We start from the raw sequence: 16332 nt of genomic DNA, 5'->3' as shown, positions 1-16332 counted from the left end.
AGAGTGAAAAAGCATGTCGATTTTTAGTCAATTAAACTTTATAAAACGCCAACGTGAGTTTTGGCTATTTATGAGTTTATTCGCTATTTTGTTGATCGCGTCAGCATCAGGCTTATATAAACAGGTAAACCTAATTGGGTTACAATGGTTTTCCAAGCTCAACACCACGCAAGCAACGCAAGTAGTCGTGATTGAAGCGGAAAACTTACAGCAACAACATCAGCAGTTAGCAAAAATACTCTCTGGCTATCAACCAAAAGCCGTTGTGTTCTTTGCAAATACCGAACTTTCGCCACAACAAAACAATGACTCAATTTACTATCCATTCAATACGCAATCGGTTTGTTTATTGGAGACAGAAAATTGGTACGGCAGCGCAATCAGCCTTGCACCACCTGCAGGTGCGTGTGACATATTGTGGGATAAAATATTTCCGCAGCATGGTGAATACCTCAACAAAATCATAGACTACTCGCTGCCTTATTATTCACTACCAAAATTTAGTGCGCAGAGAGTGCTTGATGGTGACTTATTCACCGCACAACTTAGCGAAAAGGTCATCTTAGTTGCTCAGCACTCAAAATTTTCACGCTTGAATAGTAATGCTTATTTTGGTGCGCAAGAACTTCCGCCTGTTTACCTACAAGCATTTATTGCCAATAGCTTTGCATCCGACAGTTTTATCCAACCTTTAAATAAAGTGACAATAATCGCAGTGATGGTACTGGCATCAATATTTTTCTTAGTGGGCTACCAAAGAAATGCGACAAAAACCAATGTAGTCATTGCAGTATTCACCAGCATGTTACTTATTATGTGTGGCATTGCTGCGCATCATTGGTATTCCGTGTTATTGCCGCTTGGTGAGTTGTTTTCCTTGATATGGCTATCGCTAATTTGGGTGTTTATTTCACTGAAGTGGTCAGAAGAGGAAAACTTAAAATCACTGATAGCCCTAATCCAGCAACGTATGATGGGTCGATACTTACCACGACATTTTCTTGAGCATAATGAACCTTGGGATGCAATCATCCAACTTGTAAATCAACAGCTCAACCTGAAAAGAAGTATCTTTCTCACCCGCTTAGAGGGGGACCACAGAGTAACTGAAATACGTGCAATACACTGTCAGCTCAGCGATATCTTAGAGATGCGGAGAGACTACGAGCGAGTACCCTATTCAGATGCAATCAAAGCGTTTGGTGCCATCAAAATTACCCGCCCTTTCTTCCAACATCTAGCGGAAGATGAGCAGCAGTACATCGCCCCCTTAATGTACGCAGGAGATGTTCGGGGTTTTTGGGCGCTAACCGTCACTCCTCAAGACAACTTTGATGAGCAAGCATTTATTAAAAATGTAAATCTCTTTGCGCATCAAATTGGTGAATTATTATTCCACTATAAGGTGTTTGCTGCTGAGCAAAAAAACCTCAAAAGCACACTGATTCGGGCGCTGACTTTTTCTCTAAAGGAGCCACTAAGTCATAAAATCAAAAATGCAATTAGTGAGATGGATCAAAAACTCACCTCACTGGAGCATGTCTTCAACCAGCTTCACAGTGCCAGTATTTTATATAACTTATTTGGCCAAATTGTGCAGGTAAATGAATCTCTTGAACGCTTTGCTAGAGAACATAAGCTGTCTATTTTCGACATGTCCGCCTTAGACTTACTTTGCCGCTGTACCGAGATGGATAGTGAACAAGCTAAAGGAAAGTTGCGCTATTTAACCCTAAAACGTGGCAAAATCGTATTACCTGTGTATTTAGACAATCGAACTTATTTACTAAGCATTCGCGCCTTACTCAAACAATCAACCAGCCTTAACACCAGTACCCCATTTGAAACCAGCGGGGTGTTGTTTGAATTTATCGACCTTGGCGAGCAATTATCTCAACTAGATGATAAAGAAGCTTTTTTAACACACTTGTCAGAGCAGCTTGCGGTTAACGAGCAACTTTTGCCTGAAAAGTGGGATGACGAATAAATGGACTGGACGCTAATGCTATTCCCAAGTGCGGGCGGACTTGGGCAATCCGTTATCACGTGTGTTTGGATAGGCATCGCGGTTGTTGCATTTTTCAATCTTAGGTTTGGCTTCCCGTTAACTGGTTTAGTGGTTCCAGGTTACCTAGTCCCTTTATTTATCGTGAGCCCAACATCGGCTTGGGTGATCATTGTTGAGGCCATTGTTGTTTATGGCTTAATGCGGTTTTTCGCCAAAACACTTGTTGAGCGACTGGGCTATGCAGAAATGTTTGGCCGTGACCGATTTTTTGCCATCGTTTTGTTAAGCATTATTGTTCGAGTTACCATGGATGTGCTGTTTTGGCCGCTGGTCGCCGCGTACTTAACACAATGGGACATCACTTTTGATTACGCCGCACAGCTGTATAGCCTCGGGCTGATTATCATCGCATTGACCGCCAATGTGATGTGGAATGGCGGCTTTAAATATGGCATAAAAGTCACCGCTATTCAGTTGGTTGTTACCTATATCATCATTCGTTTTGGATTAATGACGTTTACCAACTTTAGCATTGCCAATCTTGCCGTCATGTACGAAGCTGTTGCGGCCTCCATTATTGCAGCCCCTAAAGCTTATATTATCTTGGTGATCACTGCTTTTATCGCATCAAGGGCTAATTTAAAGTACGGCTGGGAATTTAATGGCATTATGCTGCCAGCGCTGCTAGCTCTGCAACTGATGCAACCCACAAAGCTGCTCACATCATTCGTAGAAACAGCGATTATTTTAGTCTTTGGATATGTAGTCTTAAACTTTACTCGTTTAAAACACGCCAATATCGAAGGCGCGCGACTCATGCTGCTGTTTTTTAATATCGGCTTTGTCTACAAACTGATTTTAAACTACGTTGTCGTCGGTTACTTCCCAACCTTAAAAGTGACCGATACCTTTGCTTTTGGCTACATGCTATCGACCTTACTCGCCCTTAAAATTTACCAAAAAAATGCGCTAGGCCTTGTGATCCGTGCAACTTTTCAAACTTCAATTGTTGGTGGCTTTATCGCCATCTGTATCGGTTTTGCAATTATGGTTATTCCAAGCCTATTCGTACAAAGTAATACATTAGCGATAAATGAAACAGCCAGCGATTTAACGCTCGGCCAAGTGATCAGTAATTACAAGAGCCAGCTGTATACTCAAAATGCGGCTAACGTTAATGTCAGCCAATATGTGACCGAGCAGCAACGTAGCCACTTTAAACAAGCAATTAGGTTGCTTAAGCAGGATAGTGAGTCACACTATGCCGAGGCCGCCACCTTACTGCGTCAAGCCGACTTTTCTTTGCAACGTACAACACAATTTTTAGTAATAAAAGACAATCAACAAGATCATAAACGCGGTCTGTTTATCATTAATTTAGCTGCTCAAAAAGCCCATATCATCAGTGTGCCTTACCCCACTGCAGAGCGGCTTGCCAGTGAGGCTGGTGGGATATTGTTTTCCTACTGGCAAAGCCAGGCAATGGCGTTTGGCAATGCGCGACCTAACCAAAGTGGCGATAAGAACGGTAAACAAAGCGAGTTCTACAGTGACTTTTTTATGGCGATGGATATTCCAGAGGTCGTCCAACTCAGAGAAATTAATCGGCAAGTAAGCCAATTGATGCACCAACACAGTTTAAAAGAAGACGCACAGATGTGGATATTTAACAGTGTGCCAAGCTCAGTGCAACAATCTGAACTTGCTACCTTGTTTAACATCAACGATGCACACTTTGGTCTCGCGGCAAATGCGCCTTTACCTTACAGCCAATTCCATGGACAGATGATTGAGGCGTATTTAAGCTCGGATAGCTATTCGTCGTTGCTAAGCGCATATGGCCTGCAACGCATCGACAAAGACATGGATAAAATAAGCACAAGCGATGAGAGCATACAGGCACTTATTGAAGCATTTTCTAGTCACATTAGCGCCAAAGGCAGCGGTGCATTTAGTGCACTGAGCGATACCAGTGCTGCACTGTGGGAATATGAAGTGTTAAGGCCGTTATTTGCTATCACCCAAAACCTTGAGATAGTAACAACGCCAGAAACGCTTGAGGTAAGGCTGAGTCAGATAAATCGCGTAGCAAACCTATTACAGTACCAATTAACTTTAGTTGAAAATAATCAAGGGCAATTCGTTGCGCTTTCTCCTTTAGATACCAAATCTGCCTATGATTTGGGTCAAGGGGTGTACTTTATTGCCTTGCTGGCCAAACCATCCCTCACCATTGCGGTGCCTAGACCACTCTTTGAAAGTAACACGCTGGAGTTCTCTGGGCAGTTGTTTACGGCCACCCATGCAAAGTTACTGGCAATCGCTGGTGCTCATCCGTATACCAGCATAGATGCAAATGTAATGGCAGCCGACAACGTGCGGTCATTATTTAATGTGGTGTATCAAAGTGCACAGCGCTACTTTTATGACAACCCCTTACTTAATTTACAGATCCGCAGTCATAGCGCGCCTGCAAGCATCAGACCTTCAGCGCTTGCGTACCAATTTACAACGCCTAACCCTATTCATAATGACACCATTGCTACACTACAAAGGGTGCTAGCTGATCTTGGTGTTAATACTCAAACCGTTTCAGGACAACAAGCAACCAGAGGCTTAGAACTCGGTACCACACCACAGTCGGGATATCAGCTGTTCGCACCAAAAAGTGAGTTAGCGGCACTGTGGTTGGCATCGGATTTTAAATCGCACTTTGCCATTACCAACGATGCTTTATTGCAACGCCTTTTAGCCGTTGCACACACACCTAGGCTCAAAGTAATCGATTTGCTTACTCTCTCTCCAAATGATTGGCATGAAGCCAGTGCGCAATTTATTGACGCACTTAAAGTGGCCACAGGGCGCTATGCCACCACCCAACATTTACCTGTGCTCCAAGCACTTTGTCAGTTTGAAAGCCAGTGTAAAATAAGCGCCTTTAGCACGCATAGAAATGGTGAGCTGGGATTAATGTTTACCCGAGATAACGCACTGCTCGCGCTATACTTACCAAGAAGAAATCGCGTTATTGATTTAGCCACTTATGCAAAAGCAGTTCATGAGGGGCGTTATGTACTGGATTAAACAGATATTACGATTTGCTATTTTTACAGCTTTGCTGCTACTTTTTGTTTGGTTCGCCGTCACTTTATTTGTGTGGGTAAAATCGGCGGAGCCTTCAAATACCTCGACCTTGTTTAATATTCGCTCCAATGTTCATTGGCTAAAAACCGACAGTGCACTGAAGTTTTCCTTTTCTCCGTCTCGGACCATGTCTGTTCGGGTGTTGTCCAATGGGATATTCGAATCGCAACCACTGGATGATCAGCCTGTCAACTATGCTATTGAATATCAGTTACTTGATGCAAAAGGAGCGATTATTTATCGCGGTACTTATCACCATGCAGCTAAAGCCGCCTCGAACGACTTTCAGCAACAAGTAAAACAGATCATTGAAAACCGTGAAGCGTTGGCCGTGGCGTCTGGGCAATCCTTTTATTTAAATCGTGAAGAGTTACAACAGGCTGCAACCATCACGTTAAAGCTAATACCAGAAAATGCTCAGCTTAAAGGCGTGGTAGTACGCGTCCATGCCCAAACCAGTAACAGTATTATCGACCCTGCCAAAGCATGGCTGAAAAGGCCAACTGAGTGGCGTGAACGCATGACGAATTACCACACCATAGGTGAAAACGCCTTAACCAACGAAGAAAAATACAATTCGGTCATGTTAGATTGGCAAAAGCTAGCGCCACAGGGCGTGCCTAACATCGACTTTCGTGCTGACTTGTTATATGAGTCACTCCCCTACAATGTGCTTAATCATGATTTTTCGACCCAGCTAGACTTAGACAGTTTGTTGATTTCGGAGCAGCTAAGCGCCAGTTTTCGTGTCTATGAACACACTGAATATTTATTAAGCCATCCCGAAAATGCAAATCTTACTTTTGTTTGGCATGATTTACGCCAACTCAACGCGCCAAAGCGACTAACTCCTGAGATGCTAGCCACTACCCAATCTAGACTGAGCAACTTACCTACAGGCCTTGTTACCATTAGCGCAAACGCCCCCACCAGCATTCGGGTATTTAGCAATGGCGTCGACCCTATAGTCCCGCTGCATAGTTATTATTATATGCTCAACGCGCAAACGCCGGTTTACTATCAAGTCTCTCCTAAAAGCGATATCGCTTTAGAGTGGCGCGCGCCCATGGGCAGCACTCTCTCTGTGAGCCTCTATAACAACAATGAGCGGATCAAGGACTACGTTTTTACCGCAACGGCGGAGCAAGCTTTGTTCGATAGACTGATAACTGAAACCACGGAGCGACAAACCTTACCAACCGCAGAGAAGCGTTATTTGGCAATACCAGATAACGTTAATCAAATCAAAATTGAAGCCGAAGATGCGATGGTGAAGCTGCAAGCCCGCAGCCCAACATTTAATTACCTGAGCCATCGTTGCTACCCAGTGTGTGACCCTGAAAGTCCAATTTATCAAGGTATTGACGCATGGTTTAGCCAAAAGGCCGACAACCATTACCTCTTTCACACACAAAAGCAGATAGCATCGGTGCGCTTATTTGAAGCGCCACCAGAAGTACCTGAGTTGCTGCCTCAATACCGCTCCAAAGACTTAGATCAGCTTTTAGCTGTATCGGATATCGCGTTGGTGCCCATTGAGCAAGCTTACTTTGATAACTCAGTACCGCAAATGGAGTTTGAATATCGTCAGGTAGCCAAATCTGCGCTCTTTAAGCTCGGTGAAGCAACAAGCTACCCAAGCAGTGTGATTGTGAAGCAAAAGCGTAAACCAACACTATTTGAAGTTCCGCTAAACAGCTTACAAATAGAGGAGTTAGCTAATACCCAAGCACTTTTCATCAATCAAGGGATCCCAAGAACCGTGCGGAAGATCCGCCTGTACAAAGTAGCGAAAGCAACGCCACTCACTGTTGCTGTTAGAGAGGATAACTTGCAACCTATCGCTTTGGTCGTCAAAGTGTTTAGTGCCGACCCTCAAGATGAAATTACGGTAGCAACCGCTCTGGATAGCACTAAGGTAATCACCCCAAGCGATGAATACACCATTTTAGCTAAACACTTTGTACTACATCTAAACCCAGCACAAACGAGGATGTTTTTTAACCCTAATCACGCGGAGCTGTACGAGTACCCAAGTATTACTTTGCCGCTGTTTCAAGACTTAACATCGCCTAAAACCATGACGCTTAACTTTTCACATGATGTTTGGATAAGTGTACTAGAGGAAAATGAACAGCCTGATGCAACATTAAACTGGTGGCAAGATGAGACACCTTAGTCGCTACGCACTTTACATTACATTGTGCCTGTCATTGAATGTTAACGCTGCGATTCCCGACAGCAGCAAAATGGCGCAATGGTTTAACCAACCTGTAGCGCTCGATGGCTGGCAATTTACGCACCAAGCAGAGCAATTTACACTGACGCCAAAGCCTCAAAGTGACGCGCACGGCGAAGTCACGTATGCGCCAACGCATCGGCCTTGCGTGGTATCTGTTCCACATCGCTTTCATGATAAACATACGCTGACCATTGGTGAGCACATTTTCCAGCACAGTTGCCAAGTGTTACTGAACAACACAAAACACAGATACGATAACAATGACACTGGTAAAACCTATGATTACGCCAAGCAACCTCACAATATTCACGCGTCAGCTATCATAGCTTTTACATCTTTACACCCAATAGCAAAAGTGTTCCAAATACATGGGTTTAGTCAGAAGAAGCGAAAAACCGACGGCGGTAAACTAAGCGAAATAATTTTAAGCCAAGGCAAAACAAATGACGACACACTATGGAAGTTGAAGTCTTGTCTTGTTAAGCAAGGTTATCGGGCGCTGATTTACCCTCAAGAAGTGCAAGAACTTGGCGGGACGCAAAATATCATGCATCAGCTTGCGCTTCCTGAATATAGCTTTATCCATATTGAGCTAAGCTATCAAACAAGAAAGCAATTAATTAATAACAATCAACAACTAGAGCAGTTTACTAAATGCGTGCAATCACTTTTATAATGACACTACTGCTGTTTGCAACGATATCCCGAGCCAATGAGGTAGGGATACAGACGGCTGCCCAATGGATTGATCTGTCACGTATGCAATTTATCCAAGCCAATGCTAACAAGCACTTTGCACCGCAGCAAAAAGCGTGGCTGTTTTTGCCAAGTCACGCGTGGTTAGTCACAACGCCAAGTGCCCTCGACACATTCGAATTTTTTGCGGGGCAAACCCCAGAGCTACGACGTGCCATTCCAACATCCGATTGGTTATGTATTCAATCCCGCTGCCAACTGAGTGCAATAGCACAAAACCGCTTAATTCAGGTTGCTTACACCGGTGATAACGCTCAATCTCTCGCGCTTTGGCAAGGCAGCATGCATAGCCACAGAGATCCGTATCGAAGAGCACTTAGACTGCCAGGGCTTGACGACCAAACACTGCAATTAGCGCAAGATACAGAGCGCTGGTTTCACCTACAACCTACACAAATGACAAGCTTGTTCTTTGAGCACGCCAAAAAGCTCAAACTAGAAGTTCGAAAAGATCTACACGCGATTGCGCAAAATGGTACTGTCACAATTAAAGTCAACGGTGAGGTTATAAGCACCATTGCAATATCAGACATCCAAGCGGATGAGTACCTTGAGCCTAAAGTCGGCTTGTCTAACCAAGATTATATTGCTGTCCCGCAAGGTAGTTATCTCACTATCACAACATCGGTACCTGCCTACCTTAACTTACTACAAATGCACCGTGGTATTTACGACGATAATGCAGGAATAAAGCAGCAAGAGTCGCTATTTAGTCCGTATTGGAATAAACAGCTGAACGAGCAGCTCAGCGCCCTTTACATGAATGGTGATACTTCTCCACTCACTTTTAACGCTTCTGACACGGCGCTGGCGGTCAAACGTAAGCAAATGCTTAACGATATTGCCTCTACGGTGTATTTTTTAACGCCAAGCTCCCCTCAACCGCTCACTCATCATGTTGCGATAAGTGGAGTAACACTGGGCAGCCGCAGCGCCGCTGGGCAAGTGCTGCTCACTTCAAGCGCTCAGCGAGTCAATTACATTACATCGCCTCAGCCACTGAAGTATCATCTTGAGAACATACTGAGAATTGATAATGCAATTACCTTGTATGTTCGAGCAAGAACGCCAGAACGCTTAACCATCACCAGCGAGCATGGCCAACATACGCTGCTTGTTGCGCCTAGCAGTCATTTTCAAAGACTTACCCTACACATGAATCCAGCATCCAAAGTTGTGATGATTGAAGGGGCTAAGCAAGCGCTTGATATCGCTGTAGCAATAAACCGCTTACAACCATTTCCCGACTTCTTAACCATGACGCAAGAAGCGCTAGGCCAAGGGTCATTGGTTCAAGGTCTGCTGGCAAGAAGCAAACAAAATCGAGCGGACACTTACTATTTATCTCTTAGCGGGCTGAGTGCACCGGAACTAAGTGTTAAGACAGACAGCCACGGCCAGTTTACCGCCACCAAAGTGCTTGCGGAGCTGCAAATCGTAGCAAAGACCAAACCACTCATGGCACTTGCGAAACTGAAGCCGTATTTGAGTGGGCATAGTGAGCAAGTTGCGTTAATGGCTTGGCAACTGAATATTACTATTTTGACTCAGCTAGAACGCAGTGGAAACGCCGAGGTATTACTAAAATCACTGCTAAAAAGCACCGCTCAATCTTTAAGAGAGTACGCTGCCAATGAACTACTCACGAGATATTTAGCACAGAATGAATATATCCAAGCTAGCCTATTATGCGCTGCCCACGAAACTGATATCACGCAATATCAATGCGATGATATCCTGTTGACGTACCTGCTTGACTCTGGGCTTCAGCAAGAAGCGCTGTGGACAAGCCAGCAAATGGCATTAACACCAAAACAGGCCGAACAAGTCGCGGCAATTCAAACAAACGAACTGACCCAGCCTCAATACAGCCTTAATCACTATGACCTACAAGCCGTGGAGTCACTGGATAATCAAACTGAGCTGTACCCGCTAGGTTCAGGTAAACCCATCAAACTGGTTGCTAAAACGCCTTTGACGGTCAAGCTAAGTGCACGTGCTGCGTACCAAGGACAAGAATACAAAAATACTCAATGGCTGCTATATGAACACAACGCCAAAACCCGGATTTTACCCATATTTAGTGATATTGCAGCAAACTTGCAATTGCAGCCACAAGCGACTCGATTATCTGTTGCATCGCAGCAATATATTCAATTAGCGGCAAATGAAAGCCTCACACTTTTCAGTAGTAATGAGTTGTTTGTAGAGATCCGGGTGCAACCAGAAACCGCTAACACTCCGGCTTTTGCAGATAAGTCTGCGCACTTGGTTAGTAGCACTGATGCGAACATAGCAGATGAGCTCAGTGCTAAAGAAATTGCGATAAATGCCTTGTATCAATTGAGTCAGCAAACATTGTCTAACGAAAGCTACAACAGGGTCCTTCAACGTCTGCACCCCAGTTTATCGGATGATGCCGTTTTAACCGATTTATATGCCCGCTTGATGCGCTATGGTCAATGGCTTGCTGCGGAACAATACACGAGTTATGTGGGCACACAAAAGGTAAAAGTTGATACGCTTGCGGCGCAAAGCGTTGGTGACCAGATCACCGCACACCTCACAGAAAATCAGCCGTCAGGCCTGCCACTCAGAGCAAACGAAATACTGACTATTGATTTTTCTGAGTATCAACAAGTTCAAGTAAGAGTAAAGTTTGCCTACTCTGCTGCCAAGCAAATCGTGGCACCGCCTGCTAATGTAGAGCTGGTGGGGCCAAGTCAAGGTGATGTGATCTCGCTGCAGCCAAGGCAACCGCTCTATTACGGCATTAAACAAGTTGAGACGCGACAAGGACTATTGCAATTGCGTTGGCTCAACCCTTTATCGGGGCAAAGCGTTAGCGTACGTCCGCAATACTTTGGCCAAGGTCAATGGCATGATATCCCATTGGATACTAGACAGATTTTTTATCGCTCTGATGAAACAACCCCAATCACGGCGAAATTAACTAGAGATAGTCTGATTAAAATTGAAACCTTTGCCGATGGTATTAGAAATGAAGCCACCTATTTTCACCCGGCAGGACAAGTCTCACTAACTGGCCAACAACAGCAAACGTTAGCACGCATGTCTATCTGGACGTTAAGTCCAACTTTGCATCGCGTTAACCTAGTACCTGAAGTGCCAATGTTCTTAAAAGCCAAACAACAGTTAACACCAACAAATGCTGAGCCCAAATTTCAGCAAGCTCGTATTGAAACTGATGAAAGTCGCACTGGCGTCGAAGGATTTTTGAATATTGATAGCGACGACATTGTGCAAACAACGGAGCCTAGCCCTAGCCGTACTACACTCGATTTAGGTTTATCGTTGAGAGTGAAGGATGAGAATAACTGGTACCGCATCGATACTTTCTACACGATGGATAATCATCACCAAGACACCTTCTCTATCAATGGTCAATACGATTGGCTCTCTCAGCAGTCGAACTGGTTTGCAGAAGCGAGGGTGCGTAATCGTTGGCAGGATGCAACGGCTATCAGTGAAACCCATTTAAGCTCTAGTATTTCGGCAAAGTTTGGCCAAATTCACCGTTATAACAGCGGTTTTAGAAGCATTTGGTGGTGGCAGCCTTTTTACACTTACACCAGTATCAGCAAGGACGAATTTATTGCAGATGAGCAAATTGGCCCTGATATGTACACCTTTTACCGTAATAATCATAAGCACGGCTGGCAAGCGCATGCTGGGCTGCGCTATCAGCCTTGGGTTGATAGTTACTTCAGCTCCGGCGTTACACTGACGTCAAATCAAGATTGGCAAACGCTCGACAATGCACTGTTTTCATTTGATTGGTATCAATTTTATCAAGGCCATATTTTCCACGCCGGATTAACATCAAGCTATGTATTTGCCGATCAGAACCGTCCTAATCCAACATGGCAATACTTAACTCAATTGGGTTGGCAAACGGGTTTTGACTTTAGTCATAACACCGCGGGTTGGTTAGGTGTAACTTGGACTCAAGACTGGTTTAACAATACCCATCAGGTTGGGCTACAAGTACGTTTAGGCAATTTACAGCAAACCGCTTTTGCCCCCTATGCTCACGATGAAATTATTTTTGAATCGTTACAGCTAAGTCATTTATTAGAGCAAGATTTACATGAGCGTTGAAGCCTTAAAGAGTCAATTAGAAGCCCTATTTTTTGCCGAAACTGAAAAGTTTTGGCTGAACTTGTATCAACATAAATACAGTGCGTTGATCGACGAATTGTGCGCATGGGAACTCATTTACAATCGCCCTGAAAACGAGGATGAAACCGACTGGCTGGTACTTCAATCTATCGCCTTTTTGCGGCATAAAATTGAGACCCTACATGAGCAAATTTTGCTGCTCGAGGTATCCCACACCGGATTTGTACAGCGTATCGCTAAGTCTGAATTTGCCAGCGAAAAAGAGCTACATATTATCGCCTATGCTCAAGAACTTGGCACCACTAAAGTCGCGTTAGAACAAGATAAAAAAGCATTTTCGCGATGGTTTGACGAAGGCGCTGTAGTTGCTCGATATCAACATCAAGTTGCCACGATAGAACAGCAAATTAAGTTTTTAATTGCCAAACTTGGCGCCCTAACTAACCGATATTTACGTGCTCATCACGATACTCTAGAAAATGCTTGGCAACGTTTGGATTTGCAGCCATTTTGCTTAAATTTACTCGCCCATAGCCAAAATCAACATATTCGTCATGGCTTGATCCGTGCACTAGTCAATATGGTCGCAACCTTAAACAACTATGAAGTCGACTCGGAATTAGACGCAGAGCTTATCGCCAAACTTATCGAGTTGCTTGAGTCTGACAATATGCCCTATCAAGCCACCGTCGATATTCTAGAGATCTTAATACATCAACGCCCCACCTTTATTCGTGCCTACATGTGGGCTTTGCTTGAAGAAGCGAACGACATTGAAAATAGTCAGCAAGTTGATGCCGAAGTACTCTATATTTTGAGTATCTTTCCTAAAATTATTGTCAGCCAGCCACAGCTTACAGAAAAAGATCTCAATATGCTTTGTGCACTCAGCGAGCACACCTTGCCCAGAGTGCGCCAAGTTACGCTAGAGTTTGTCGAGTTTTATCCCACATCCTTTGCACAAGAGTTAATCGCCAAACGGTTTGAGCAAGAAAGTGAAAATGCCGTACTTTTCACCTTGATAAAACAGTTATCCGCAGACCGCTTTTGCCAGCAGGACTTTGCATTTTTACTGTGGCAACGTGTGCTAACAGGCGACTTTAGTATGCAGCTCAAGCGCTTAGCGCTTGAGCAAAGCGCACGTATTATGCTGAATATGCAACTTGAATCAAATCAAGCCGAACTCTGCTTCAAACGGTTTATTGATACCTTAAATGACTGCTTATCGAACGAAACAAACATCGCCGTTTGCCGTTATATCACCAGAGCCAGGGAACAGCTAGGTAGCTTCTATCATCAAGCCATCATCGCGCAGCTCAATGCTTCTCTTGAAGCCAACGAACAAAGTGACGCATTGGCAACTTGGTCTCGTGATGAACTGGGCCGCTCACTTTCTTATATTGCACAGCGCGGTCAAAGTCTTAATGCCTCAAAAACAAAAGCTGGCTGGCGTATCCAACAAGGATATCGTCAAGCAAGAAGATTATGGCGAGTAATACACGAAATAAGACAACCAAGTACCGATAAACGTCAAAGCTATTCCCATACCAAAGCGAAAAAGCCCAGCGTATCGATCCACGTCCCTAGCTGCACTACCGCTGAAATTAGCGAAACAAAAGTGCCAGGGGAATTGCTCTTTAATATCGCCGAACAAACGAGTCGACCACATCTACCATTACTCGACTTTTTGCTAAGTGTACTGACCAATGACCACAGTAAAGAAGACGCCAAAACCTATACGCCGGATGGTATTTTAGCCGTTACTCCGCCATCGACTTTGTGGCGACGCCTTAAGGCGTACTGGACCATAACATGGCAGTTTGCAGAGCTAGACCGCTTACGAAAGGGCAACGAACTTGAGCAAGGTAAGTATTTGGATGTACTTAACACGCTGGGGTTTTCTCTACACTTTAGTGCCTATGGCGACATCGCAAAAACGCCATTTCCTGTCGCAAAAGACATTCAGCAACTTTATACTCGCTCTGGTGTCACCTCTGCGCTACTCACCATTTGGAGCAGTTTTAAAGAATACGTCGATGCCATTTATCAAAATAGTATTTCGCAGCTGGTTTTCTTTGTGCTTGCATTTATTAGCTACTTTTGGACTCGGCATATTTATGTCAGTAAAAGAATAAAACAAAATCGAAAACACATTCCGGTGTCCATTGGCGGCTGGGGAACACGAGGAAAATCAGGAACCGAGAGGCTGAAGTCGGCCTTATTTAGCAGTTTGGCGCTGAGAGTCGTGAGCAAGACCACGGGCTGTGAAGCAATGCTTATCTATTCAAAAATTTCTGGTGAGCAATATGAGATCCCACTATTTCGGCCTTTCGACAAAGCGAGTATTTGGGAGCAAGCTGATGTGCTACATTTTGCAAAGCAGGTAAAAGCGGACGTTTTCCTGTGGGAATGTATGGGCCTGACTCCGAGATATGTAAAAATTCTAGTGCGCTGGATGAAAGATAACTTCGCCACCATTACTAATGCCTACCCAGATCATGAAGATATTTTAGGCCCAACAGGCTTGGATGTAGCAAAAGAGATGTCTGCCTTTTTGGGTTACAACACCCAAGTGTTCACCGCCGAGCAGAATATGGCTTCAGTACTCAACTTGGCAGCGGAGCAAAAAAACACGTCACTCATTCAGATTCATTGGGGTGATGGGTATCAAATAACGCCTGACATTCTCGCAAAATATCCCTATGTTGAGCATCCGGATAACATCGCCTTAGTCTGCAAAATGGCGCAATATATTGGCATCAATAAAGACTATGTGTTCAAAGAAACGGCTTCTAGGGTTATTCCCGATGTTGGCGTGCTTCAGCAGTTTACGACTGCAAAGATTGGTGCAATCAGTCAAAGCTTTATCAACAGCATGTCTGCCAACGAACGCCTAGCAACGATAGAAAATTGGAAACGCTTAAACATCGTCGAACAGGGAAAGCAGGCGCAAATTGTTGCATTAATTAATAATCGTAACGACCGTGTAGCGCGCTCGCAAGTATTTGCGAACATTCTGGCCAATGATCTGCATTTTGATGCCATTGTGGTGATCGGCACCAATATCGATGGCTTCTTTAAGTACTTTATGGTTGCACTGGAAAATCTCTTACACAGTATTTTCAGCAATAACGACCACAACGCACTGCGCGATTTACTCAGGCGCCTTAGGCTCACATTATCGCGAGATGCGCTGATCGCATCATTAAATACTACGACAGACAAGCTACCTGAGTCTGCGTTTTCAAGCCTCGACTCGCTGCAGTCGCAACTTAATAATGAGGACGACACACATCACCCTACTCTAAAGCGTTTTGAAGCGTGGACAATTGCCCAGTCGCTTTTGGAAGTTGAAGACCTGAGCACTAGGCTTTCGCAAACCGCAGCGCTTGCAGAGCAACTTGCCTCTCTCAAATGTACGTTAGTGCATGATAGCGACATCAAGCCTGATGCTTTAAACCAAATCATCGCAAAACAAGCACTGCCAAATGAACACCAAATTATCGTCGGCATGCAAAATATCAAAGGCGCGGGACTGGGCTATGTTTACATGTGGCAAAAGTGGCAGTTGTTTAATCAGCATTGCGAGCGTCTGAGCCACCGCAGCGTGACACAAACTGAGTTTAGAAATGGCTTAAGTAGAATTTTACAACAAGAGGAACTCAGCGCGATTGAATGCCAATACTTAGCTGACAAGCTCGACTTGTTCGAAGCGTTGCCCAATGCCCAAAGCGAATTTAGCCAAGCCGAATTAACGCAAATAAAGCGCAAACTAGAGCAACAAATACAACGCTTAGGAAGTAAAGATAATACCCGAGCTCGCTCGCCGCTAACACGCTTTTTGAATAAATTGGTCGAGTCATTTTTAGATGCCGGCGCGGCGGTAAAAAGAAAGAAAATAGCAGTTCAGGTATACAAAGATATCGCCGACTTTAGGATCACAATAGAAAAGGCAACCCTTATTTTAAGTGAATTAAATCGTTCGCAAAAACCAGGATGGTTGAAGTTACAAAATGGTAAGCGCCGCAAAAAATAGCTC

Annotated in this window: 6 protein-coding genes; all 6 read left to right on the top strand. The window is 44.3% G+C overall.

All coding sequences use genetic code 11. From position 1 onward, the window contains the following. The first annotated feature begins 13 nt into the window (after nucleotides 1–13). The 6 genes from ABMY45_RS03325 to pgsB are packed head-to-tail and all read left to right on the top strand — an operon-like array spanning nucleotide 14 to nucleotide 16329. Entirely contained in the window at nucleotides 14–1987 is a 1974-nt protein-coding gene (locus ABMY45_RS03325) for a hypothetical protein (RefSeq protein WP_206472616.1), read from the top strand. After that, a complete protein-coding gene (locus ABMY45_RS03320) occupies nucleotides 1988–5092 on the top strand; it encodes a poly-gamma-glutamate biosynthesis protein PgsC/CapC (RefSeq protein ID WP_227387315.1) in 3105 nt (1034 codons plus the stop codon). It abuts the gene before it with no gap. Continuing rightward, complete coding sequence (locus ABMY45_RS03315) at nucleotides 5079–7331, top strand: hypothetical protein (protein WP_349288388.1); 2253 nt, start codon at nucleotides 5079–5081, stop codon at nucleotides 7329–7331. Before ABMY45_RS03320 ends, ABMY45_RS03315 begins: the two co-directional genes overlap by 14 nt. Next, entirely contained in the window at nucleotides 7318–8070 is a 753-nt protein-coding gene (locus ABMY45_RS03310) for a hypothetical protein (RefSeq protein ID WP_349288387.1), read from the top strand. The genes ABMY45_RS03315 and ABMY45_RS03310 overlap by 14 nt, the downstream gene beginning before the upstream one ends. Continuing rightward, a complete protein-coding gene (locus ABMY45_RS03305) occupies nucleotides 8049–12272 on the top strand; it encodes a hypothetical protein (RefSeq protein WP_349288386.1) in 4224 nt (1407 codons plus the stop codon). Before ABMY45_RS03310 ends, ABMY45_RS03305 begins: the two co-directional genes overlap by 22 nt. Then, complete coding sequence (pgsB, locus tag ABMY45_RS03300; RefSeq protein WP_349288385.1) at nucleotides 12262–16329, top strand: poly-gamma-glutamate synthase PgsB; 4068 nt, start codon at nucleotides 12262–12264, stop codon at nucleotides 16327–16329. The genes ABMY45_RS03305 and pgsB overlap by 11 nt, the downstream gene beginning before the upstream one ends. The last annotated feature ends 3 nt before the right edge of the window (nucleotides 16330–16332 follow it).

This window comes from Pseudoalteromonas sp. XMcav11-Q (assembly GCF_040104525.1).
Taxonomy (GTDB): Bacteria; Pseudomonadota; Gammaproteobacteria; order Enterobacterales; family Alteromonadaceae; genus Pseudoalteromonas.
Note: the sequence above shows the minus strand (reverse complement) of the source record. Positions and strands in the feature narration are given on the sequence as shown.